General features: G+C 66.3%; 21 protein-coding genes. 7 read left to right on the top strand and 14 right to left on the bottom strand.

The features are described from left to right. Positions 1-57: 57 nt before the first annotated feature. The 7 genes from acpP to ACIP1U_RS27080 all read right to left on the bottom strand — a co-directional run bounded on the left by acpP (position 58) and on the right by ACIP1U_RS27080 (position 5436). On the bottom strand, positions 58-297 hold the full coding sequence (acpP, locus tag ACIP1U_RS27110; RefSeq protein WP_008644813.1) for an acyl carrier protein: 240 nt from the start codon (positions 295-297) through the stop codon (positions 58-60). A gap of 181 nt (positions 298-478) precedes the next feature. Beyond that, on the bottom strand, positions 479-1228 hold the full coding sequence (gene fabG, locus ACIP1U_RS27105; protein WP_400321846.1) for a 3-oxoacyl-ACP reductase FabG: 750 nt from the start codon (positions 1226-1228) through the stop codon (positions 479-481). Positions 1229-1262: 34 nt separating this feature from the next. Then, entirely contained in the window at positions 1263-2192 is a 930-nt protein-coding gene (fabD, locus tag ACIP1U_RS27100) for an ACP S-malonyltransferase (protein ID WP_400321844.1), read from the bottom strand. Positions 2193-2272: 80 nt separating this feature from the next. Further along, positions 2273-3253, bottom strand: a complete 981-nt coding sequence (locus ACIP1U_RS27095) for a beta-ketoacyl-ACP synthase III (protein ID WP_400321842.1) — start codon at positions 3251-3253, stop codon at positions 2273-2275. Between the two features lie 52 nt (positions 3254-3305). After that, complete coding sequence (plsX, locus tag ACIP1U_RS27090) at positions 3306-4385, bottom strand: phosphate acyltransferase PlsX (RefSeq protein WP_400321839.1); 1080 nt, start codon at positions 4383-4385, stop codon at positions 3306-3308. A gap of 163 nt (positions 4386-4548) precedes the next feature. Then, positions 4549-4728, bottom strand: coding sequence for a 50S ribosomal protein L32 (rpmF, locus tag ACIP1U_RS27085; protein WP_029046300.1), 180 nt, complete (start codon positions 4726-4728; stop codon positions 4549-4551). A 117-nt stretch (positions 4729-4845) separates the two neighbouring features. Further along, positions 4846-5436, bottom strand: a complete 591-nt coding sequence (locus ACIP1U_RS27080; protein WP_400321835.1) for a YceD family protein — start codon at positions 5434-5436, stop codon at positions 4846-4848. 195 nt (positions 5437-5631) lie between these two features. On the opposite strand from ACIP1U_RS27080, the gene ACIP1U_RS27075 reads away from it, so the two are divergent. Continuing rightward, positions 5632-6231, top strand: coding sequence for a Maf-like protein (locus ACIP1U_RS27075; protein WP_400321833.1), 600 nt, complete (start codon positions 5632-5634; stop codon positions 6229-6231). A gap of 16 nt (positions 6232-6247) precedes the next feature. Beyond that, positions 6248-6979 carry an SAM-dependent methyltransferase gene (locus tag ACIP1U_RS27070; RefSeq protein WP_400321830.1) on the top strand — a complete coding sequence of 244 codons (732 nt, stop codon included), beginning with the start codon at positions 6248-6250 and terminating at the stop codon, positions 6977-6979. 66 nt (positions 6980-7045) lie between these two features. Here ACIP1U_RS27070 and ACIP1U_RS27065 read toward each other — a convergent pair whose 3' ends face one another. Genes ACIP1U_RS27065 through ACIP1U_RS27050 form a run of 4 tightly spaced genes read right to left on the bottom strand, consistent with a single transcriptional unit; the run spans position 7046 to position 10347 of the window. Beyond that, the gene (locus ACIP1U_RS27065) at positions 7046-8206 is read right to left on the bottom strand and encodes a S49 family peptidase (protein WP_400321828.1); all 1161 of its coding nucleotides are present in this window, start codon (positions 8204-8206) and stop codon (positions 7046-7048) included. A gap of 55 nt (positions 8207-8261) precedes the next feature. Continuing rightward, a complete protein-coding gene (locus tag ACIP1U_RS27060; RefSeq protein WP_400321825.1) occupies positions 8262-8660 on the bottom strand; it encodes a Rieske (2Fe-2S) protein in 399 nt (132 codons plus the stop codon). Beyond that, a complete protein-coding gene (locus ACIP1U_RS27055; protein WP_400321822.1) occupies positions 8653-9312 on the bottom strand; it encodes an HAD-IA family hydrolase in 660 nt (219 codons plus the stop codon). The genes ACIP1U_RS27060 and ACIP1U_RS27055 overlap by 8 nt, the downstream gene beginning before the upstream one ends. Before the next feature lie 30 nt (positions 9313-9342). Continuing rightward, positions 9343-10347 (bottom strand): RluA family pseudouridine synthase, encoded by a 1005-nt coding sequence (locus ACIP1U_RS27050; protein ID WP_400321820.1) that lies wholly within the window; start codon positions 10345-10347, stop codon positions 9343-9345. Positions 10348-11161: 814 nt separating this feature from the next. Here ACIP1U_RS27050 and ACIP1U_RS27045 point away from each other — a divergent pair. The 5 genes from ACIP1U_RS27045 to ACIP1U_RS27025 all read left to right on the top strand — a co-directional run bounded on the left by ACIP1U_RS27045 (position 11162) and on the right by ACIP1U_RS27025 (position 18078). After that, the gene (locus ACIP1U_RS27045) at positions 11162-14296 is read left to right on the top strand and encodes a ribonuclease E/G (protein WP_400321817.1); all 3135 of its coding nucleotides are present in this window, start codon (positions 11162-11164) and stop codon (positions 14294-14296) included. A gap of 227 nt (positions 14297-14523) precedes the next feature. After that, positions 14524-15648: a GTP 3',8-cyclase MoaA gene (moaA, locus tag ACIP1U_RS27040; protein WP_400321814.1), complete on the top strand. Its 1125-nt coding sequence runs from the start codon at positions 14524-14526 to the stop codon at positions 15646-15648. Between the two features lie 18 nt (positions 15649-15666). After that, positions 15667-16266, top strand: coding sequence for a molybdenum cofactor guanylyltransferase MobA (mobA, locus tag ACIP1U_RS27035; protein WP_400321811.1), 600 nt, complete (start codon positions 15667-15669; stop codon positions 16264-16266). 49 nt (positions 16267-16315) lie between these two features. Further along, positions 16316-17614 carry a gephyrin-like molybdotransferase Glp gene (glp, locus tag ACIP1U_RS27030; protein ID WP_400321808.1) on the top strand — a complete coding sequence of 433 codons (1299 nt, stop codon included), beginning with the start codon at positions 16316-16318 and terminating at the stop codon, positions 17612-17614. A gap of 182 nt (positions 17615-17796) precedes the next feature. Then, positions 17797-18078 carry a hypothetical protein gene (locus ACIP1U_RS27025; protein WP_116322258.1) on the top strand — a complete coding sequence of 94 codons (282 nt, stop codon included), beginning with the start codon at positions 17797-17799 and terminating at the stop codon, positions 18076-18078. A gap of 86 nt (positions 18079-18164) precedes the next feature. Here the strand turns inward: ACIP1U_RS27025 and rmuC are convergent, their stop codons facing one another. The 3 genes from rmuC to ACIP1U_RS27010 are packed head-to-tail and all read right to left on the bottom strand — an operon-like array spanning position 18165 to position 22148. Then, positions 18165-19661, bottom strand: coding sequence for a DNA recombination protein RmuC (gene rmuC, locus ACIP1U_RS27020; protein WP_400321805.1), 1497 nt, complete (start codon positions 19659-19661; stop codon positions 18165-18167). A 50-nt stretch (positions 19662-19711) separates the two neighbouring features. Then, complete coding sequence (locus ACIP1U_RS27015) at positions 19712-20707, bottom strand: 2-hydroxyacid dehydrogenase (RefSeq protein WP_400321802.1); 996 nt, start codon at positions 20705-20707, stop codon at positions 19712-19714. 4 nt (positions 20708-20711) lie between these two features. Then, on the bottom strand, positions 20712-22148 hold the full coding sequence (locus tag ACIP1U_RS27010; protein WP_400321799.1) for a sodium:proton antiporter: 1437 nt from the start codon (positions 22146-22148) through the stop codon (positions 20712-20714). Between the last annotated feature and the right edge of the window lie 88 nt (positions 22149-22236).

Raw genomic sequence — 22236 nt, 5'->3', positions numbered from 1 at the left:
CGGCCGCGACGGCCCGCCCACCTGCCTTCTGTGGCTCGGAATTCAGATACGACGGGCTTAGGCCTTGACGTGCGCGGTGGCGTAGTCGATTGCCTGTTGCACGGTCGTGATCTTTTCGGCTTCCTCATCGGGAATTTCCATGCCGAATTCATCTTCCAACGCCATCACGAGTTCAACCGTGTCCAGCGAGTCCGCACCGAGATCGTTCACGAACGAGGATTCGTTCTTGATGTCTGCCTCGGCCACGCCAAGCTGCTCTGCCACGATTTTCTTGACGCGTTGTTCGATATTGTCCATGTAACCCTCCAGGGAAGTTCGACAAAAAGTGGGCGCATTTTAGCAGGTTTGGGGCGACAGAAATGCCGCCTGCCAAGCTTTGCAAGAATCGCGCCCGTTTGGTTCGGAAAACTACGACTTCACTACGGCTTCAGGCAGCTTCTTCTGGCTTCTTGCCAAAAAACTGCCACCCAAAACCCGATTAATTCATGTACATCCCGCCGTTCACATGCAGCGTGGTGCCGGTGATGTAGGCGGCTTGCGGACCCGCCAGAAAGGCGACCGCATTGGCGATATCCTCGGGCTGGCCCAGGCGGCCCAGCGGAATCTGCTGCTTGAGCGAAGCATGCTGCTCTTCGGACAGCGCCTTGGTCATGTCGGTATCGATGAAGCCCGGCGCGACGCAGTTGACGGTCACGTTGCGGCTGCCGATTTCCGCGGCGAGCGAACGGGTCATGCCGGCCACGCCGGCCTTGGCGGCCGAGTAGTTCATCTGGCCGGGGTTACCGACCGAGCCGACCACCGAAGTGATATTGATGATACGGCCCTGGCGCGCCTTCATCATCGGGCGCAGCACCGCGCGCGACAGGCGGAAGACCGAGGTCAGGTTGGTCTGGATGACGGCGGCCCAGTCCTCGTCCTTCATGCGCATCGCGAGTTGGTCCTGGGTGATGCCGGCGTTGTTCACGAGCACGCCGATGCCGCCATGAGTTTTCACGATCCCGTCGATCAGGGCATCGCAAGCAGCCGCGTCATTGACGTTCAGCACCGCGCCCTTGCCCTTCAGGCCTTCCGCACCGAGGTATTCCGTGATGCCGGCAGCACCCGACTCGCTGGTGGCCGTGCCGATCACGGTAGCGCCCTGACGAGCCAGTTCCAGCGCGATGGCGCGACCGATGCCGCGCGAGGCGCCGGTGACCAGTGCAATCTGGTTATCAAGAAGTTTGGTCATGCAAAATGTCCTTTCTTACGCTTTCGTCCTGGGCTTACTTCAGCAGCGCCAGCGTGTCCTGCAGCGAGGCCGGATCGAAGATCGCGCCGCCGGTCAGGTTGCCGTCGATGCGCTTGGTCATGCCGGCCAGCACCTTGCCCGGGCCGCATTCGATCACATGCGTGACGCCTTCGGCAGCCATCTTCTGCACGCACTCGACCCAGCGCACCGGCGCCGCGGCCTGGCGCACCAGCGCGTCCTTGATCGCTTCCGGATCGTTGACGATGGCGACATCGACGTTGTTGACCAGCGGGATCGACGGCGCCGAGAACGCCAGCCCGGCCATGCGCTCGCGCAGGCGGTCCGATGCGGGCTTGAGCAGCGACGAGTGGAACGGCGCCGAAACCGGCAGCGGCAGCGCGCGCTTGGCACCCTTGGCCTTGGCGATCTCGCACGCCTTCTCGACCGCGCCCTTGTGGCCGGCGATCACGACCTGCGACGGGGCGTTGAAGTTGACGGCTTCGACCACGCCGGCGACAGCAGCCTCGGCGCATGCGGCACGGACGTCGTCGTCGGACAGGCCCAGGATCGCGGCCATGCCGCCCTCGCCCACCGGCACGGCTTCCTGCATGGCCTGCGCGCGGAAGCGCACCAGCGGCACCGCTTCGGCAAACGGGATCACGCCCGCAGCCACCAGCGCCGAGTACTCGCCCAGGCTGTGGCCCGCCACCAGTGCCGGGGCCGGGCCACCGGCGTCCAGCCACGCGCGGTAGACCGCCACGGCGGCGGTCAGCATCACCGGCTGGGTGTTGGTGGTCAGGTTCAGTTCTTCGGCGGGACCCTCGGCGATCAGGCGGCCGAGATCCTGGCCCAGCGCAGCCGAGGCCTCTTCCACGGTGGCGCGCACGACGGCGTTATCCGCAAAGGCATTGAGCATGCCGACCGACTGCGAACCCTGGCCGGGAAATACGAAAGCGAATTTCATCGGATTGGAACCCCTTATGAAACAGGAAGCCGGCGCGCGGCGGCGCGCGGCGTTGGCGCGCACCGGGCACCGGCTGCGAATTACATGCGCAGCAGCACCGCGCCCCAGGTGAAGCCGCCACCGACGCCTTCCATCAGCACGGTCTGGCCCGGGCGGATGCGGCCGTCGCGCACGGCGACGTCGAGTGCCAACGGGATCGACGCGGCCGATGTGTTGCCGTGCTCGTGCACCGTGGCGACCATGCGCTCGGCGGGCAGGCCCAGCTTTTTGGCCGTGCCCTGCATGATGCGGATATTGGCCTGGTGCGGGATCAGCCAGTCGATCTGCTCAGGCTGCATGGCCGCCAGCTCCATGGCTTCGCGCGCGACCTTGTCGAGCACGGTCACGGCAAGCTTGAACACCGCCTGGCCATCCATGCGCAGGAAGGCGTTGCCGGTGATATTGCCGCCCGAGACATTGCCCGGCACGCACAGGATGTCGACGTGGCTGCCGTCCGAGTGCATCGCGCTCGACAGAATGCCGGGCTCTTCCGAGGCCGTCAGCACAACCGCGCCGGCGCCGTCGCCGAACAGCACGCAGGTGGTACGGTCGTTGAAATCCAGGATGCGCGAGAACACTTCGGTGCCAATCACCAGCACGTTGCGATGCGAGCCGCTGCGGATGAACTTGTCGGCCGTGGCCAGCGCGTAGACGAAGCCCGAGCAAACGGCCTGCAGGTCGAACGCCGCGCAATGGTTGGTGATGCCCAGCTTCTGCTGCACCATGCAGGCGGAGCTGGGGAAGACGAAGTCCGGCGTCGAGGTGGCGACGATGATCAGGTCGATGCTTTGCCGGTCGATGCCGGCGGCCTCGATGGCCTGCTCGGCGGCCTTGACCGCCAGGTCGCTGCTGGTCACGTCGGGCTCGGCCCAGTGGCGCGCCGAGATGCCGCTGCGCGAGACGATCCACTCGTCGCTGGTCTCGATGCCCTTTTCGGCAAGCTGCGCCGCCAGATCATGGTTGGTCACGCGCCGCGGGGGCAGGTAGCTCCCGGTACCGATGATTTTTGCGTACTTGGTCATGTAGTGTCGGATCGTATGGACCGCAGTTCCCGCTGGCCGGCGCGCAAGGCGCTCAGGCGGCGTGGGTACTGGGATGCGCGCTGGGCGCGTCTGTCTCCGGGGCGGTCTGCGCCACGCCAGCGGCGCTGGACTTATCGGCGAAAGCCCGTGCGATACGGGGAATCACGCCATTCTTGGCGGCATCATACCCGCGTTTGATTGCCCACTCAAAAGAATGGGCATCGGCCGAACCGTGGCTCTTGATCACCAGGCCGCGCAGGCCCAGCAGCGAAGCACCGTTGTAGCGCGCCGGGTCAAGGCGCTTGGCCAGCCGCGACAGCACCGGCATGGCCACCGCCGCGAGCAGCTTGGTGAACCACGAACGGGTGAATTCCTCCTTGATCATGCCGCCGATCATCTTGGCGAGGCCCTCGGTGCTCTTGAGGGCCACATTTCCGACAAAGCCGTCGCAGACGACGATATCTGTCGTTCCCTTGAAGATATCGTTGCCTTCCACGTTGCCGTAGAAATTGAGCTCGGAAGCGCGCAGCAGTTCGCCGGCGCGCTTGACCACCTCGTTGCCCTTGATGACTTCTTCGCCGATGTTCAGCAGGCCGACGCTCGGGCGGTCCTTGTGGTCCACCACGGCCACCATGGCCTCGGCCATGCGGGCAAACTGCAGCAGATGTTCAGGCTCGCAGTCGGCGTTGGCGCCGAGGTCCAGCACGGTGGTGCCCCAGCCTTCCTGGTTCGGGATGGTGGTGGCAATGGCCGGCCGTTCGATGCCTTCAAGCGTTTTCAGCACATAGCGCGACACCGCCATCAGCGCGCCGGTATTGCCGGCGGAGATGCAGGCACCGGCCTGGCCTTCCTTGACCTGGGTGACGGCCACGCGCATCGAAGAATCCTTCTTCTTGCGCAGCGCCACCTCGACCGGGTCATCCATGGTGATGACCTCGGTGGCCTCGACGATGCTCACACGCGGATGATCCAGCGCATGCAGCTTTTTCAGCTGTGCCCGGATGGCGTCCGACAGGCCCACCAGCACCATTTCGGCATCGTCGTGGCGGGATAGAAAACTGATCGCCGCGGGCACGGTCACGGACACGCCGTGGTCGCCGCCCATGCAGTCGATAGCGATTTTGATCGTCATTGTTCCTGGTACGGATAGCGCGGCAGCGCACACCACGCCCGGCGGTTATCCCGAGCGCCCAACAAAAAAGCGGCAACGATCTTGCCGCTTTTTTGTGTCTGACCGTCTTGTGTCCGACTTACAGGCATGCGCGAGCGAGACGCAATGTCACGCCACGAAGCTATCAGTCGTTCTTGGTCTTGATGACCTTGCGGCCACGGTAGTAGCCGTTCGGGCTGACGTGGTGGCGCAGGTGGGTTTCGCCGGTGGTCGGCTCGACGGCCAGCGGGGCGACCGTCAGGTGGTCGTGCGAACGATGCATGCCGCGCTTGGACGGCGACTTCTTGTTCTGTTGAACAGCCATGATGACTCCTTCGAGAATTTTTCAATATTAACACACGCATCCCGCCCAAGGCGTAGCCGGGGCCCGGCCGGATGCTTCAACTACCACCTGCGGAACGCGCCGTCGGTCCGATTGGCCTCAGTGCTTGTTCTTCAGGCCGGCCAGCGCCGCAAAGGGCGACGGCCGCTTTTCTTCTTCTGGCTCAGCTTCGGGCTGGGCCTCGCCGTCCGTGCCGGTCACGAGGCTTTCGTGCACCGACGGGCAGGCGTCATGTTTGGGGGCCACCGGCAACGCCAGCAGCACCTCATCTTCAATCAGTTCCAGCAGCGAAAAACGCTTGGAGCCGGCGATCACGTCGACTTCGTCGTCATCCATTGGCGCGGCATCGGCCGCTTCTTCGCTCTCCACCACCTCAAAACGCGTCGCCGTATCGATCGGCTCGGCATACGGCGTCAGGCAGCGCTGGCAATCCAGCCACATCCGGCCCTTGACGGTCACATCGAGGAACAGCCGCTGCGCCACCGGGGCGCCCGGCTCGGCCGCCTCTTCGCGCACGAAGCCGGTGGCCGTGTAGGCAAACGTCTCTTCGGGTGCCGAGGCTGGCGCTTGCGCGGCGGTCTCGGCTAAGATGCGCGGCAAATCCCGCACTGCCACGTCGCCGGTCAGGCTTTCGCTCTTGCGGCAGAGCGCAAAGAGATCGAGCGCGCGCAGGTCAATTGGCTGGGTCATGTGCGTGACTCCGGTCGTATTGCAATGACTGGCTCGCCACAATCCACGCCTGCGCTGACAGCGGCCGCGCACATCGGCGGCACAGCGCCCGGGTGCGGATGCGGCAAAGCGCGCGATTATACGACGTAAACCTTGTGGAGGTCAAAGGTCTTGCCAGGCAAACCTTGCCTCATTCTTGTTCCGTTTCAATCACTTATGCACCAAACCCCCCGTCCCAGGCTGATCCTTGGCTCCGGCTCACCCTACCGCCGCGAGCTGCTTGAGCGGCTGCGCATCCCCTTCGAAGTGGCCATCCCGGACATCGACGAAACTCCACTTGCCGGCGAAGCGCCGGAGGCAACCGCCCTGCGCCTGTCGCAGCGCAAGGCAGAGGCCATCGCGGCGCGGCACCCGGGTGCGCTGGTGATCGGCTCGGACCAGGTGCTGACGCTGGACGGGGCGCAGATGGGCAAGCCCGGCACACACGACAAGGCCGTCGCGCAACTGCGCCGCATGCGCGGGCGCACCGCTACCTTCCATTCGGCGCTGTGCCTGCTGGACGGGCGCACTGGCACCGTGCAACTGGCCGACATACAGACGCGCGTGGCCATGCGCGACCTGAGCGATGCCGAGATCGAAGCCTACCTGCTGCTGGAACGTCCTTATGATGTCGCGGGCAGCGCCAAATCCGAAGGACTTGGTATCACATTGCTGGCGCGCGTCGAGTCCGACGACCCCACGGCGCTGGTCGGTCTGCCGCTGATCGCGCTGACCGGCATGCTGCGCCAGGCGGGCTACCCGCTGCTCGCGGCATGACGCACCGGAGCCAACCATGAGCGGCAATCTTTTCCTGATTCCCAATACCCTCGGCAAGCGCGACGAAGCCGATCCGCTGGCCGAAGTCATTCCCGCCGGCGTGCAGCAGATCGCCGCCGGCCTCGACTACCTGGTCGCAGAGAACGCCAAGACCGCGCGCGCCTTTTTGAAGAAACTGGGCGAAAGCACCCCGTTGGCACGACCTATCCAGCAGATCGAGATCCGCGAGCTGAACGTCAACACCCGTGCCGACGCGCTGGCCGAGCTGCTCGCGCCGATCCAGGCCGGCCGCGATGGCGGCCTGCTTTCCGAAGCCGGCGTGCCGGCGGTGGCGGATCCCGGCGCCGAGCTGGTGCGGCTGGCACACGCACGCGGCATCCGGGTACGGCCGCTGGTCGGGCCCAGCTCGATCCTGCTGGCGGTGATGGGCTCGGGGTTGAACGGCCAGAGCTTTGCCTTCAACGGCTACCTGCCGGTCGATGCCAACGAACGCGCGCAGCGGCTGCGCGAGCTGGAGCAGCGCTCGCGCAAGGCTAGCCAGACCCAGGTGTTCATCGAAACGCCGTACCGCAACGCGGCGCTGCTCGAAGCGATGCGCCAGCATTGCGCCGGCACCACGCTGCTGTCGGTGGCGGTGGACCTGACGCTGCCGACTGAAACCATCGTCACGCTGCCGCTGTCGGCGTGGCGCGCGGATCGGATTGACTTGCACAAGCGGCCTGCGATCTTCTCGCTGCTGGCGGCCTGAACACGCCAGCAAATGCAGAAAGGGGCGCAACTGCGCCCCTTTCTGCATTTGGCGAATCACGCCGTCTCAGTGCATGCCTTGCATGCGCGTGCTCCACAGCATGGTCTTCATCGCCGCGGTGCCGACCGCGGCGCCGAAGCGCTTGGCCACGCGCTCGGCAATGTTTTCCTTGACTGTGTAGTCGACGATATCTTCGGCCTTGAGCACGTCGCGCGCGACGGAATCGGCGGTCCCCAGCGCGTCGGCCAGGCCGAGTTCGATGCTGCGCTCGCCCGACCAGAACAGCCCGGAGAACAGTTCCGGGTCGTCCTTGAGCCGGTCTCCCCGGCCTTCCTTGACCACGCCGATGAACTGCTCGTGGATTTCCTTGAGCATCTCCTCGGCATAGGTCTTCTGCCTGGGGACCTGCGGCGAGAACGGGTCTAGCATGCCCTTGTTGGCGCCGGAGGTGTACAGCCGGCGCTCCACGCCCAGCTTGTCCATCAGGCCGGTAAAGCCGAAACCATCCATCAGCACGCCGATCGAGCCGACGATGCTGGCCTTGTCGACATAGATCTTGTCGGCCGCCGCTGCCACGTAATAGCCACCCGAGGCACACATTTCCTCGATCACGACATAGAACGGCTTGGACGGATAGAGCCCGCGCAGCCGGCGGATCTCATCGTTGATAATGCCGGCCTGCACCGGCGAGCCGCCCGGCGAGTTGATCTTGAGGATCACGCCGGCGGCGTTGGCATCGGCGAATGCCGCCTGCAGCGAAGCATTGATCGACTCGGCGCCGGCCGGCGTACCGGCCGCGATCTCGCCCTCCAGCGTGACCATCGCGGTATGGCGGTCGGACGTGTTGATGCCGTCGCCCTTGAAATCGAACAGCGCGACGAAGATCAGCGCCAGCAGGCCCAGTCCGACGAAACGGAAGAAGATGCGCCAGCGGCGTGCGGCGCGCTGCTCGCGCAGCGATGCCGTCAGCACCTTTTCCAGGACGTCGCGCTCCCAGCCGGCCGCGCCCACCGGACCGCTGCCCCCAGCCATGCGGGCCTTGCGTTCGCGCTGCTCGCGCCGCGCCGCATCGTCGCCGGCGCGCAGTTCGTTCTCCAGCGGATAGTCGGCTTGTTTCGCGGTAACGAGGCGCTCGGACTCGGGCCGGTTCGCATCGTCCTGCCCAGGCTCACGCGATTCGCCCGATGCTCCCGGTTGACCATTAGGCGGCTTCTGTTCTTCAGTCATGCAACTCGCTCGTGGAAAGCTTGGAAACAGAACGGGCGGCCGGGCCGCCCGTCATTCAGGCGCCGTCCGCTTGCGCGGCGGCCTGGTACGGACCTTCAGGGAACCAGAAGACCTGGCCATCGCGCTCTTCGACGCGCAGCTTGGCCAGCGCCGCGCCGCGGCAGGGACCGCCAACGCACTCGCCGCTATCCGGCGCATAAACCGCGCCATGTGTAGCGCACATCAAGTATAGGCCCGAGCTATCGAAGAACCGCCCCTCCTGCCAGTCGAGCTCCATCGGCACATGCGCGCACTGGTTCAGGTAGCCATGCGCAGCACCGTCGAAGCGCACCACGAAGGCGCCGATTTCGCGGCTGTCCAGCACCACCGAGAAGCGCACCCCCAGGCCGCCCTCCTCCAGGTCTGCCGCAGCGCACAGCCGCACCGGCCCCTGGCCAGCCGCGGCCTCAGGCATGAGCCAGCAGCCAATCGGTCAGGTCGGCGATCGACGTGGCGCAATGCACCGGCGCCATCGCCCGCAGCGAGTCGCCCGGATGTGCACCATAACATACACCAATGCCGGCAGCACCAGCATTGACCGCCATCTGCAGGTCATGGGTGGTGTCGCCCACCATGACAGTGCGCTCCATGTCCTGGCCCAGCTCGCGCGTCAGTTCCTGCAGCATGGCCGGATGCGGCTTGGAGAAGGTCTCGTCGGCGCAGCGGGTGGCGTCGAAGAGCTGCGTCAGGCCGCTGGCGGCCAGCGCGCGCTGCAGGCCGACGCGGGTCTTGCCGGTGGCGACGCCGAGGAAATAGTGCTCGCCTCGCAGCGTTTGCAGCATCTCCCGCACCCCGTCGAACAGCACCAGGTCGGCGTCGCGGGTCAGGAAATGGTAGCGATAGCGCTCCGCCAGGCGCGGGTAGTCGACTGGGTCCAGCGTCGGCACAGCGTACGACAATGCATCCTTCAGCCCAAGCCCGATCACATGGCTGGCCGCGCTGTCGTCCGGCACGGGCAGTCCCAGGTCGCGGCTGGCCAGCTGGATGCATTTGGCGATGGTCGGGGTCGAGTCCATCAGTGTCCCGTCCCAGTCGAAAACGATCAGGTCAAATTGTTGCCTGGCCATGGTTGTCCTTGTGGCGTTGATCGCGCGGCCCTACTCCGGGGCGCGCAGCTGTCGCAATTGTTGCAGGAATCCGACGCATTCGTCTGGCAACGGTGCCTCGACCGCCAGCGGCGCCCCCGTCGCCGGGTGGATGAACACCAGCCGGTGGGCGTGCAGGAACATGCGCTTGATGCCGGGATTGGCGGCGGAACGCGCCAGCGACTTGTTCAGGGGGAAATCGCCATACTTCTCGTCGCCGACGATCGGGAATCCCGAATGGGCCAGGTGGACGCGAATCTGGTGCGTCCGGCCCGTCTTCAGCTCGGCTTCCAGCAAGGTAAAGCCGGGAAACGCCTCGATCCGGTTGAATACCGTGTGTGAAGCCAGCCCGTCGGCCTGTACCCGCACGCGCCGCTCGCCGTCGGGCGTGGTGTACTTATATAGAGGCAGCTTCACATGCTGCCGGTTATTGGGGAACTCGCCGGCCACGCAGGCGAAATACCGCTTATCCATGCTGTTGCCGCGGATCTGCTCATGCAGGTGGACCAGCGCAGAGCGCTTCTTGGCCAGCACCAGGATGCCCGAGGTTTCGCGGTCGAGCCGGTGCACCAGCTCGAGGAACTTGGCTTGGGGCCGCGCCTGGCGCAACTGCTCGATCACGCCGAACGCAACGCCCGAGCCGCCATGGACCGCCATGCCGGCAGGCTTGTTCACAACCAGCAACTGCGCATCTTCGAACAGCACGGGAAATTCGCAGGCTGGTACCGGCTGCGCCCCGGCGGATTGAGACGAAGACGCCACACGCATCGGAGGGATTCGAACCACGTCGCCCGATTGCAGGCGATAAGTGGCATCGATACGCCCCTTGTTGACGCGGACTTCGCCCGACCGCAGTACCCGGTAGATATGACTCTTGGGTACGCCCTTGGCCACCTTCAGCAGGAAGTTGTCGATGCGCTGGCCTTCAGAGCCCTCGTCGATCGTGACATACGCCACCTGCGGGCTTGCCGGCGCTACATCGGCAGGCTTTTCAATTTGATGGCGTAACTCATTCATTTTCAATATAATTTCCTCGCTGTTCCGGCCGGGGGCCGGCAGCGCAAGACCTGTGTAAGCGATCAATCCCGTGATTAATCTTGGATTGACCGCATTCTACACTTGGGGTCGCCGCCAGCCCGGCCCGTCTTCCGCCCTGCGCCGCTTCATTGCGTGATCCGCGCGGGCGCCAGACGGCCAAATGGCAGTAAAAGCAGCACGCACGATATCGCCGGCACGCAGGAAGTCGCCCAAAGGAGGCTTCGGCGCAGCAGGTGATGACGTGGGAACAGAGTGTTCAGGTAAAACAGAATTTAAGAGTGGATGCCCTGCCGGCATCCGCTTCGGTGAGAGAAGTCCCGCCCGCACCGGGAAACGGTGCCGGCCGGCAGGCCAGCCTGCCGCCTGACTGGAAATACCGGCGCCCGGTCGCAGAACTCCAAGAAGTAGTAGGTGCGCCCGCCAGGAGATGTCAGGCAGCATCGGCAGCCTTGCCGTGTCCGAAAAATTTGCTCTTTGACGCGTCTAGGCCTTCCGCGGCCCGGCCGCGATGCCGCCGGCGCCGCGCCGGTGCCGGTCATGCCGGCGTCTTGCATCGCCTCCGGAACGGGAACGCGCCAGTGTCTGCCAGAGCAGCCGCCGGCGCCCTCTCCCACCCTGCGGACGTTACCCCGACGTCATCGCCTCTCTTTCACCCGCGCCCAGCCGCTCGCCTTTGCGCGAAGCGGCGCTTTCCGGCAATTCTCGCGCCTTCGCTCGCTCCCTCGCGTGCTCCATGAATCGCCGCGGAAACCGCCCAGACGGTGCAACCGCGGCTCTGGAGTGAGGTATTGCGATGAAACGCATGCTGTTCAACGCGACGCAACAGGAGGAATTGCGCGTCGCCATCGTCGACGGTCAGAAGCTGATCGATATCGACATCGAGACTGCCGGGCGCGAACAGCGCAAGGGCAACATCTACAAGGGTGTCATCACCCGTATCGAACCCTCGCTGGAAGCCTGCTTCGTCAACTACGGCGAAGAGCGCCACGGCTTCCTGCCGTTCAAGGAAGTTGCCCGCGCCTTCTTCAAGGAAGGCATCGACGTGCGCAACGCGCGCATCCAGGATGCCCTGCACGAAGGCCAGGAACTGATTGTCCAGGTCGAGAAGGAAGAGCGCGGCAACAAGGGCGCGGCCCTGACCACCTTCATCTCGCTGGCTGGCCGCTACCTGGTGCTGATGCCCAACAACCCGCGCGGCGGCGGTGTGTCCCGCCGCATTGAAGGCGAAGACCGCCAGGAACTGCGCGAGACCATGGCGCAGCTGGCCGTGCCGGAAGGCATGAGCATCATTGCCCGTACCGCGGGCATCGGCCGCTCGGCCGAAGAACTGCAGTGGGACCTGAACTACCTGCTGCAACTGTGGAAGGCCATCGACGGCGCCGCCGGCGACAACAAGGCCCCGCTGCTGATCTACCTGGAATCCAGCCTGGTGATCCGCGCCATCCGCGACTACTTCCAGCCGGATATCGGCGAGATCCTGATCGATACCGACGAGATCTACGAACAGGCCCGCGCCTTCATGAGCGTGGTGATGCCTGACAACATGAACCGCGTGAAGAAGTACCGGGACGACGTGCCCCTCTTCTCGCGCTTCCAGATCGAACACCAGATCGAGTCGGCCTACTCGCGCATGGTCATGCTGCCGTCGGGCGGCGCCATCGTGATCGACCACACCGAGGCACTGGTCTCCGTGGACGTGAACTCGGCCCGCGCCACCAAGGGCGCCGACATCGAGGAAACCGCGCTGCGCACCAACCTCGAGGCCGCCGACGAGATCGCCCGCCAGTTGCGCCTGCGTGACCTGGGTGGCCTGATCGTGATCGACTTCATCGACATGGAGTCGGGCAAGGCCCAGAAGGACGTGGAAACGCGCCTGAAGGACGCGCTGCGCCACGACCGGGCCCGCGTGCAGATGGGCAAGATCAGCCGTTTCGGTTTGATGGAGCTGTCGCGCCAGCGCCTGCGCCCGTCGCTGTCGGAGGGCTCGCACATCACTTGCCCGCGCTGCAACGGCACCGGCCATATCCGCGATACCGAATCGTCCGCCCTGCAGGTGCTGCGCATCATCCAGGAAGAGGCGATGAAGGAAAACACCGCCGCCATCCATTGCCAGGTGCCGGTGGAGGTCGCTGCGTTCCTGCTGAACGAGAAGCGCCAGGAAATCAACCTGATCGAGCTGCGCTTCAAGGTCAACGTGCTGCTGATCCCGAACAAGCACCTGGAAACGCCGCACTACAAGCTGGAGCGGCTGCGCCACGACGACCCGCGCCTGGAAGACAGCACCGCCAGCTACAAGATGGCCGAGGCCGCCGCCAAGGAACTGGAAGCCGACACCAGCTACAGCAGCCGCCGCAAGGAAGAAGCCAAGCCGCGCCAGGAAGCAGCGGTCAAGGGCATCACGCCGGAACAGCCGGCTCCGGTCTCCGTGCCGCGTCCGGAGCGCGCCCCGCGTCCGGAAACTGCACCGGCAGCTCCGCCCGTCCCTGCCACCAAGCCGGTGGAAGCCGGCGGCTTTATCGCCTGGCTGAAGGGCCTGTTCGGCGCGCGTCCGGCGCCTGCGCCGGTGGTTGAGCCGGCCAAGCCTGTGGCGGCCGCTGAAAGCCGCGGTGGTGAAGGCCGCCGCGAGCGCGGTCAGCGCGGCGAAGGCCGTGGCCAGCGCGCCGAGCGTGCCGAGCGCGGTGAACGTGCCGAGCGTGGTGAGCGCGGTGAGCGTGGCGAGCGACAGGAACGCGGCGACCGCCAGCCTCGCGGTCAGCGTGCAGAGCGTGGTGAACGTGCCGAGCGCCAGCAAGGCGAACGCGGCGAACAACGCGAAGGCCGTGGCGAGCGCCAGGGCCGCCAGCCGCGCCAGCAGGAAGGCCAGGCCACTCCGGCCGTCGCCCGCCAGGCTGAAGCCGCCCAGGGTGAACGTGCCCAGGGCGAGCGCGCCGAAGCCCGCCAGGAAGGCCGCCGCGAGCGCAGCCAGGAACGCCGCGAGCGCCAGCGCGACCGCCAGCGTGAGCGCGGCGACCTGCGTGAGGCCGAGGCCGGTGAAGCGCCGCAACCGGAAGCCGTAGCTGCCGCCCAGGCGCTGGGCGTGCTGCCGCAAGCCGCCGCAGATGAAGCGCCAGCCGTGCGCGCCGAACTGCCGGAAGGTGCCGAAGGATTCGCCGAAACCGCCGAGGGCGAAGAGCGCCGCCGCCGTAACCGCCGCGGCCGCAACCGCTATCGCCGCGAGCGCGACGAAGCCGGCCAGGGTATGCAAGGTGAAGGCGAAGCCGCTTTGGAAGGCGCTGCCGAAGCCGCCGAAGGCATCGCTCCGGTGACCGCCGAGGCCATCCCGCAGGCCGCACCCCAGGCCGCCCCGCAAACCGAACCGGCACCGCAGGCAGCTGTCGCTGTTGCCGCCGCGGAAAGCGTCGAAGCGATCCGAATCGCCGTGCCGGAAGGCGTGACCCCGGCCCCCGCAGCCGAACCGGCACCGGTAGCCGCACCTGTGGCCGAACCCGCCCCGACCACCGTGGCCGTGCAAACGGAAGCCGCCGCAGCAGTGACCGAGGCAATCGCCGCCGAAGCCGTGGCCGAGCCGGTCGTGGCCGCAGCCGTGGAACCCGCCCCTGCCGTGGCCGCGCCCGCCGCGGAACCGGCCGCCGCGCTGGCTGAGGTGGCCCAGGTCGCTCAGGTGGTCCAAGCCGCACCGGCAGCACCGGCCACCCCTGCCGCTGCGCCAGTCGCAATGGAAAGCCTCGAGCCGATGCTTGCCGGCGCCGGCCTGCAATGGGTCCACACCGATGCCGACAAGCTTCGCACGGCCCAGGAAGCCGCTGCCCGCATCGTGCCGGCGCCGCGCGTGCCGCGCGAGCGCAAGCCGCTGCCGCCGCTGCCCCAGGGTCCGATGATCCTGGTCGAGACCAAAGGTCGCGAGGTGGAAATGGCGTCGCAGCAGTAAGCCTGGTCGGGTGCCGCTGCTAGCACCCATGCCGCTGCAAAAGGGACAGTCCGAGGGATAGCCTTGGCTGTCCCTTTTTTCATGCACGGCAAATCCCCGCGATTCGCGGGAATGCGGTTCCCCGGGCGCCCACTCGGCTAGAATGGCAGCAAATGCATCCGCGCTACCGAAGTCCCCCGGCCTGGCCTTGCCTGGCCACTCGCCGGAGCAGCGCCCACCCACAGGCCATGACTGAATCCGTCATCCCGATCTTCGACCTGCGCGACCATCGCTACCATTCGATGACGCCGCGCATCCCCGGCAAGCTGGAAGCGCCCACCGGCCTGGTGGCCGACACCCGCGGCCGGCCGCTGCATGACCTGCGCATCTCGGTGACGGACCGCTGCAACTTCCGCTGCGTCTACTGCATGCCGAAGGAAGTGTTCGACAAGGACTACACCTTCCTGCCGCACTCGGAACTGCTCAGCTTTGAAGAAATCGAACGCACCGCGCGCCTGTTCGTCGCGCAAGGCGTCGAGAAGATCCGCCTGACCGGCGGCGAGCCACTGCTGCGCAAGAACATCGAGCATCTGGTCGAGATGCTGGCAAAGATCGAGACCGTCTCTGGCAAGCCGCTCGACCTGACGCTGACCACCAATGCCTCGCTGCTGGCGCGCAAGGCGCGCTCGCTGCGCGACGCCGGCCTGACGCGCGTCAGCGTCAGCCTGGACGCGATCGACGACGCCACCTTCCGCCGCATGAACGACGTCGACTTCGCCGTCGCCGACGTGCTGCACGGCATCGAGACCGCGCAGGCCGTTGGCCTGGCGCCGATCAAGGTCAACATGGTGGTCAAGCGCGGCACCAACGACCAGGAAATCGTGCCGATGGCACGCCATTTCCGCCACAGCGGCATCATTGTCCGCTATATCGAGTTCATGGATGTCGGCGCCAGCAACCATTGGCAGATGGACGAGGTGCTGCCCTCGGCCGAGGTCGTGCGCCGCATCGATGCCGAGTTCCCGCTGGAACCCGTGCAGGCCAACTACACCGGCGAAACCGCCGAGCGGTGGCGCTACCGCGACGGCAGCGGCGAAATCGGCGTGATTTCCAGCGTTACCCATGCGTTCTGCGGCGATTGCAGCCGCATCCGGCTGTCCACCGAAGGCCGGCTATATCTGTGCCTGTTCGCCACCGAGGGCTATGACCTGCGCGCGCTGCTGCGCGGCGGCTACAGCGATCTGGAGATCTCGAACGCGATCGCCCAGGTCTGGCAGGGGCGCACCGACAACTACTCCGAGCAGCGCGGCGACCCGGCGGTGCGCCAGGCACGGGCCGAGCGCAAGATCGAGATGTCCTATATCGGCGGCTGAACCCGCCGCCGCACCTTCATGATTGCACGCGACGACATCACCGGCCTGATTCTCGCAGGCGGCAGGGGCAGCCGCATGGGCGGCACCGACAAGGGACTGCAGCCGCTGCACGGCACGCCCATGGCGATGCACACGATGATGCGCCTCGGCCCGCAGGTCGGCGGCCTGATCATCAACGCCAACCGCAACCTTGCCGCCTATGAATCGTTCGGCGTGCCGGTCTACACCGACACCGTGCCCGACTTTGCCGGGCCGCTGGCCGGCATGCTTGCGGGGCTGGAACAGTGCGGCACATCCTGGATGGTGACGGCGCCGTGCGACTCGCCTTTTCTTCCCATCGACCTCGTGGCACGGCTGACGCAGGCAATCGAGTCCGAGGGCGCGGAACTGGCGATTCCGGTCACGCTGGATGAAGCCGGCAAGCGCCAGACCCAACCCGTGTTCTGCCTGATGCCGGTCAGCGCGCTCGACAGCCTGGTCGCGTATCTTTCCGGCGGCGGCCGCAAAATCGAGACGTGGGCCGCCTCGCACCGGCTGGCCGAGGTGATGTTCGACGACGCCGCGGCCTTCGCCAATATCAACACGCTGGACGAACTGCGCACGCACGAAAGCCGCTAGTCCTCGCCCGCTAGTCGCCGATAACGCAATCACCCGCCGCCGAGCCACCATGCCTTCCCTGCAATCCGTCATTTCCTGCCTGTCCGACTACGACCCCACCGCGCTGCCGGTGGACCAGGCCAACCGCATCATCGGCGAGGTGGTGGAGCCGGTGCGCGGCATCGAACAGCTGCCGATCCGCAGCGCGCTCGACCGCGTGCTGGCCGAGGACATCGTCTCGACTATCGACGTGCCTGCCCATGACAACTCGGCCATGGACGGCTACGCCTTCCGCAGTGAAGCGCTCGCCGCGGCGCAGACCAACACCGTCGAACTGGAAGTGATCGGCAGCGCCTTCGCCGGCGGCGCTGGCGCGCTCGAACCCACGGCCGTGCAGGCGGTACGCATCATGACCGGCGCGGTGATGCCGGCCGGCTGCGACACGGTGGTGCCGCAGGAATTCGTCGAAACGGTGGCCGACGGTGCGCGCATCCGTTTTGCCGCCGATTGCGCGCGCTCCGGCGACAATCGCCGCCTGCGCGGCGAAGACCTGGCGCGCGGCCAGGCCGCACTGCCGGCGGGCCGCATCCTCCAGCCAGCCGACCTGGGCCTGCTGGCCTCGCTGGGCATTGCCGAAGTTCGCGTGCGCCGGCGCCTGCGCGTGGCCTTTTTCTCCACCGGAGATGAATTGCGCTCGATCGGCGAGCCGCTGGACGCTGGCTGCGTCTACGACTCGAACCGCTATACGCTGCACGGCATGCTGCGCCGGATGAACGTCGAACTACTCGACATGGGCGTGGTGCGCGACGAGCCCGAGGCATTGGAAGCGGCCTTCCGCACCGCCTGCGAGAGTGCCGACGCGGTCATCACCTCCGGCGGCGTCTCGGTCGGCGAAGCCGACTACACCAAGCAGATCATGGCGCGCCTGGGGGATGTCACGTTCTGGAAGATCGCGATGCGCCCGGGCCGGCCGATGGCATTCGGGCGCATCAGCACTGGCGGCGAGGGCCAGCACTCGGCGCTGCTGTTCGGCCTGCCAGGCAACCCGGTCGCGGTAATGGTCACCTTCTACCACTTCGTGCGTGCCGCGCTGCACCGGCTGATGGGCGCCAACGTGCCGCCACTGCCGCTGCTGCAGGTGCGCAGCGCGCAGGCCATCCGCAAGAAGCCGGGCCGCACCGAATACCAGCGCGGCATCCTGGCCCGGGCGGCAGACGGTCAGTGGGAAGTGCGCATCACCGGCCAGCAAGGCTCGGGCGTACTGCGCTCGATGAGCGAGGCCAACTGTTTTATCGTGCTCGGCCACGAGCAGGACTCGGTCAAGGCCGGCGATCCGATCGAGGTCATGCTGTTCGACGGGCTGATCTGAGCGCGGCGACCGGCCGGCCGCTTCGCTGCGGCCGCAATGTGTCGTATTTGTGCTGCACATTTGCCGCCGTGACGTGTCCGGCGCACGGCTTTCGGCCGCGGCGCGGGCAGCGGGCTATGCTTGGGGTCGGCCAGTCGCTACACTTGGCGCACGATTCAGCAACAATCAAGTTATCCCCCGTCATGAATCAGGAGATCGCCTACCTCCACCCCGTGAAGACCGCCCGCGCGCTGGTGCTGGTCTACCTGTGCTTCTCCCTGCCAATCGTCTCGCTGGGCCTGTTTGTCACCTTTATCCGCTATGGCGACCTGCCAGCGATCACGGTCTTCAGCGCGATCATCCTGAACGCGCTGATCGGCTTCGGCCTGCTGTGGCTGGCGTGCAAGGCCTACAACTGGGTGGCCGCCCGCTTTGGCGGCATCGAAGTCCACGTGCGCGAACTGGCGCCCGAAGAGGACCGCTGAACCCAAGCTGATTCACGGTATTCCACAGGCCGGCAGGTTGCCGGCCATCCGGCCCCACTGCGGGCCGTCCCTGCTCTGGCGCGCGCTCAGCCGCCGCTGTCATCCGGCGTCTCGGCCGCATCCACAGTTTCCACCCCGTTTAGTCCCAGCAACTGCTGCGCGGCATCGCCCGGCAGCGCTTCCACCGTCCGCAGCTTGCGCGCCATCTGACGCGTGCGCACCTCGGCCTGCTCGATATTGCGCGCCGCGCGCTCGAGCGTGTCGCGGGTCTTGGCCAGCACGTCACCGAACTTGCCGAACTCGGTCTTGACCGCGCCCAACACCTCCCACACTTCGCTCGAGCGCTTTTCCAGTGCCAGCGTGCGAAAGCCCATTTGCAGGCTGTTCAACAGCGCGGTCAGCGTGGTCGGGCCCGCCACGGTGACGCGGTAGTTGCGCTGCAGCAGGTCAGTCAGGCCGGGGCGTCGCAGCACTTCGGCGTACAGCCCTTCGGTCGGCAGGAACAGGACGGCGAAATCCGTGGTCTGCGGCGGCGCCAGGTACTTCTCGGCAATGGTCTGCGCCTCGCGCCGCAACGCAACTTCCAGTTCGCGGCCAAAGGCGGTGACGCCCTCCGGGTCGCCGCGCTCCTGGGCATCGACCAGTCGCTCGTACTGCTCCTTGGGAAACTTGGCATCGACCGGCAACCACACTGGCGCGCCGCCGTCGCCACCGCCGCCCGCGGCCTTGCCGGGCAAGCGGATGGCAAATTCCACCCGCGCGCCGGAGTTGCGCACCGTCTCGACATTCTTGCCGTACTGGTCCGGCGTCAGTATCTGCTCCAGCAGCATCTCAAGCTGGACTTCGCCCCAGGTGCCGCGCGACTTCACGTTGGTCAGCACCTTCTTCAGGTCGCCCACGCCCTGCGCCAGCGCCTGCATTTCGCCCAGCCCCCGATGCACCTGCTCGAGGCGATCCGAGACCAGCCGGAACGACTCGCCCAGGCGCTGCTCCAGCGTCGCATGCAGTTTTTCGTCGACGGTGCGGCGCATCTCTTCCAGCTTGGCTGCGTTGTTGGCCTCGATGTCGCGCAGCTTCTGCTCCAGCGTGGCGCGCACCTCTGCCAGCCGGCGTTCGTTGGCTTCGGACATCTGCGCAAGCTGCTGCTGCAAGCCGTCGCCGAAGCGGCGCAGTGCCCCCGCCTGCTCGTCGCGCGCCTGCTGGCTTTGCAGCATCAGGTGCTGGCGTACGTGCTCGAGCTGCTGCGTGTTGGACTCGGTCAGCTTGGCGAGCTGCTGCGCAAAGGTGTCGATCTGGTTGTTCTGCAGCGTGGCGATGCCGGTCAACTGCGACGACAGCGCCTGCTGGAAGCGCAGCATCTGCTGGGCCGACTCGTCGCGATTGCCGCGCGCCGCCTCGGCTACGTCAGTACGAACCTCACGCTCCACGCGCTCCATGCCGCGCGCCCCTTCGACGCGCATTTCGGCAAGCTGACGGGCCAGATCGGCGCCGGGCGAGGCGGCCTGCTGGCGCAACAGCACGATCACTAGCAGGACGACCGCGAGCAGTGCCACGGCCAGCGTCAGGTACGGAATCAGGGACATGCAGCGACAGGTTAGGTGACGGACAACCGCGACGGACAACCGGGCGCGCCTCAGCGGCGGCGCGGCATGACCTCAGTGTTGATCACGGTGGGCGGATGGCCGGCCTGCGGGCCCTGGTCGAGCGCGGCGATCAGGTTGTCGGCGGCCAGCATCGCCATGGCGCGGCGGGTCTTCTCCGAGGCGCTGGCGATATGCGGCGTCAGCACGACGTTAGGCACCGTCAGCAGATCCGGATGGACACTGGGCTCGCCCTCGAACACATCCAGCCCGGCGCCGAAGATGCGCTTGTCGCGCAGTGCCTGCGCCAGTGCGGCGTCGTCGACGATGCCGCCGCGCGCGAGGTTGACCAGCGTCGCCGTCGGCTTCATCAGCGCCAGCTCGGCGGCGCCGATGGCATGGTGGCTCTGCGGGCCGTAAGGCAGCACCAGCAGCAGGTGATCGGATTGGCGCAGCAGGTCCTCCTTGCTGACGTAGCGGGCATTGAGCCCGCGCTCGGTGTCCGCCGGCAGCTGGCTGCGGTTGTGATACAGCACATTCATGCCAAACCCGCTGGCACGGCGCGCCAGCGCCTGGCCGATGCGGCCCATGCCCAGGATGCCGAGCGCGCTGCCGTACAGGTCCATGCCGACCAGCATGTCGTAGCTCCAGCGCTGCCACTTGCCGGCGCGCAGGTATTGCTCGGCCTCGGTGACGCGGCGCGCGGTGGCCATCAGCAGCGCCCAGCCGAAGTCGGCGGTGGTCTCGGTCAGCACGTCGGGCGTGTTGGTGGCGACGATGCCTGCGGCGGTCAGCACCGGCACGTCGAGGTTGTTGTAGCCGACGGCCATGTTGCACACCGCGCGCAGCGACGGCAACACGGCGACCAGATCTGCGTCGATGCGGTCGGCGGCGTTGGCCAGCACGCCGGCCTTGCCAGCCAGCCGGGACTTCAGCGTGGCGGCATCGAGCACCGCGTCCTGCTGGTTGTCGTCGACATCGAAATACTGCGCCAGGCGGTCGATCACTTCGGGATAGATGGCGCGGGTGACAAGGACGGACGGCTTCATGGCATCACACGTGGAAGAAGAGGAAGGTCATGATGACAAACAGCGGCATCAGGAAGATGCCCGAGTACAGCATGTAGCCGAAAAAGCTCGGCATGCGCACGCCGCGGTTCTCGGCAATGGCCTTTACCATCAGGTTGGGCGCGTTGCCGATATAGGTATTGGCGCCCATGAACACCGCGCCGGCGGAAATCGCGGCCAGCGTCGAGGCGTCGCGCGTCATCAGCGTGGCGGCATCGCCGCCGGCGGTGTTGAAGAACACCAGATAGGTTGGCGCATTGTCCAGGAACGACGACAGCAGCCCGGTCGCCCAGAAATACATGCTGTCGACCGGCTGCCCGTTGCTGTCGCTGACCGCGCGGATCACGCCGGCAAAGGCGCCGTCGGTGCCTGCCTTGAGCATGGCGATCACCGGGATGATAGTCAGGAAGATGCCGGCGAACAGCTTGCCGACCTCCAGGATCGGCTCCCAGTTGAACTCGTTGCCAGCGCGCGCGGTGTGCGGCGTGACCAGCAGCGACACCACCGCCACCACGATCAGCAGCGCGTCGCGCACCGCCGCCTGCAGCGGCACGTCGGTGCCGAAGACGTTGAACGAGATGGCCGGCTGCCACAGCCCGCTCATCAGCACGAGGCCGATCAGGGCCAGCAGCAGCACGAAGTTGATCTTGCCGTCGATCGAGATGCCGTGCGAGTCCGGCGTAGGATCGTTCTTCTGCGGCAGCTCTTCTTCCTTGTTGCGGTAGTAGTGGCGGTCGACCAGGTAGAACACCACCAGCAGCACCGCGCAGATAAACAGCGTCTCCAGGTAGATGTGGCGCATGGTCCAGAAGAAGTCCACGCCCTTCAGGAAACCCAGGAACAGCGGCGGATCGCCCAGCGGCGTCAGCGAGCCACCGGCATTGGCCACCAGGAAGATAAAGAACACGACCACGTGCGCCACGTGCCGACGGTTGTCGTTGGCGCGCAGCAGCGGCCGGATCAGCAGCATCGCCGCGCCAGTCGTCCCCATGAAACTCGCCAGCAGCGTGCCCAGCGCCAGGATGCCCGTATTGAGCCTTGGTGTCCCGTGCAGATTGCCGCGCACGCAGATGCCGCCCGCGACGATATAGAGCGCAGCGATCAGCGAGATGAACGGGATGTACTCGGCGAGCAGCGCATGCACCGCGCTGGCGGCAGCCGCATGCGTGCCGAACACCGCGGCGAACGGCAGCAGGAACAGCAGTCCCCAGCCCGCGGCAATCTTGCCATAGTGGTGATGCCAGAACTTCGGCGCGAGCAGGGGCCACAGCGCGATCGACAGCAGGATGCCGGCAAACGGCAGCCCCCATAGCGGCGACAGTGCGGCCCCGTCGAGGTCCGCGGCATGCGCGGCCAGGGGGAAAACAGCAAGGACAGCGGCCAGCATGGTCAACATCGGCAACTGTACGAAAGCACGTCGCATCAGGCAGGATCTCCTCGGGAATGCAGCATTCATGGTGCATCGAGCCCGCGCCCCGAACGGCGTGCGGCTCGCACGGCAAGCCTGCAAG

This window comes from Cupriavidus sp. NPDC089707 (genome assembly GCF_044748965.1).
Lineage (GTDB): Bacteria > Pseudomonadota > Gammaproteobacteria > Burkholderiales > Burkholderiaceae > Cupriavidus.
This window is presented reverse-complemented; position numbering and strand designations above follow the sequence as displayed.

Excerpts from the sequence above, each read along its gene's own strand:
- ACIP1U_RS27010 (WP_400321799.1), bottom strand. The coding sequence starts at position 22,148 with ATGCGACGTGCTTTCGTACAGTTGCCGATGTTGACCATGCTGGCCGCT.
- fabG (WP_400321846.1), bottom strand. The coding sequence starts at position 1,228 with ATGACCAAACTTCTTGATAACCAGATTGCACTGGTCACCGGCGCCTCG.
- ACIP1U_RS27055 (WP_400321822.1), bottom strand. The coding sequence starts at position 9,312 with ATGGCCAGGCAACAATTTGACCTGATCGTTTTCGACTGGGACGGGACA.
- ACIP1U_RS27080 (WP_400321835.1), bottom strand. The coding sequence starts at position 5,436 with ATGACCCAGCCAATTGACCTGCGCGCGCTCGATCTCTTTGCGCTCTGC.
- fabD (WP_400321844.1), bottom strand. The coding sequence starts at position 2,192 with ATGAAATTCGCTTTCGTATTTCCCGGCCAGGGTTCGCAGTCGGTCGGC.
- ACIP1U_RS27015 (WP_400321802.1), bottom strand. The coding sequence starts at position 20,707 with ATGAAGCCGTCCGTCCTTGTCACCCGCGCCATCTATCCCGAAGTGATC.
- ACIP1U_RS27050 (WP_400321820.1), bottom strand. The coding sequence starts at position 10,347 with ATGAATGAGTTACGCCATCAAATTGAAAAGCCTGCCGATGTAGCGCCG.
- ACIP1U_RS27025 (WP_116322258.1), top strand. The coding sequence starts at position 17,797 with ATGAATCAGGAGATCGCCTACCTCCACCCCGTGAAGACCGCCCGCGCG.
- ACIP1U_RS27070 (WP_400321830.1), top strand. The coding sequence starts at position 6,248 with ATGAGCGGCAATCTTTTCCTGATTCCCAATACCCTCGGCAAGCGCGAC.
- ACIP1U_RS27060 (WP_400321825.1), bottom strand. The coding sequence starts at position 8,660 with ATGCCTGAGGCCGCGGCTGGCCAGGGGCCGGTGCGGCTGTGCGCTGCG.
- plsX (WP_400321839.1), bottom strand. The coding sequence starts at position 4,385 with ATGACGATCAAAATCGCTATCGACTGCATGGGCGGCGACCACGGCGTG.
- acpP (WP_008644813.1), bottom strand. The coding sequence starts at position 297 with ATGGACAATATCGAACAACGCGTCAAGAAAATCGTGGCAGAGCAGCTT.
- ACIP1U_RS27075 (WP_400321833.1), top strand. The coding sequence starts at position 5,632 with ATGCACCAAACCCCCCGTCCCAGGCTGATCCTTGGCTCCGGCTCACCC.
- glp (WP_400321808.1), top strand. The coding sequence starts at position 16,316 with ATGCCTTCCCTGCAATCCGTCATTTCCTGCCTGTCCGACTACGACCCC.
- ACIP1U_RS27095 (WP_400321842.1), bottom strand. The coding sequence starts at position 3,253 with ATGACCAAGTACGCAAAAATCATCGGTACCGGGAGCTACCTGCCCCCG.
- ACIP1U_RS27045 (WP_400321817.1), top strand. The coding sequence starts at position 11,162 with ATGAAACGCATGCTGTTCAACGCGACGCAACAGGAGGAATTGCGCGTC.
- moaA (WP_400321814.1), top strand. The coding sequence starts at position 14,524 with ATGACTGAATCCGTCATCCCGATCTTCGACCTGCGCGACCATCGCTAC.
- rpmF (WP_029046300.1), bottom strand. The coding sequence starts at position 4,728 with ATGGCTGTTCAACAGAACAAGAAGTCGCCGTCCAAGCGCGGCATGCAT.
- ACIP1U_RS27065 (WP_400321828.1), bottom strand. The coding sequence starts at position 8,206 with ATGACTGAAGAACAGAAGCCGCCTAATGGTCAACCGGGAGCATCGGGC.
- rmuC (WP_400321805.1), bottom strand. The coding sequence starts at position 19,661 with ATGTCCCTGATTCCGTACCTGACGCTGGCCGTGGCACTGCTCGCGGTC.
- mobA (WP_400321811.1), top strand. The coding sequence starts at position 15,667 with ATGATTGCACGCGACGACATCACCGGCCTGATTCTCGCAGGCGGCAGG.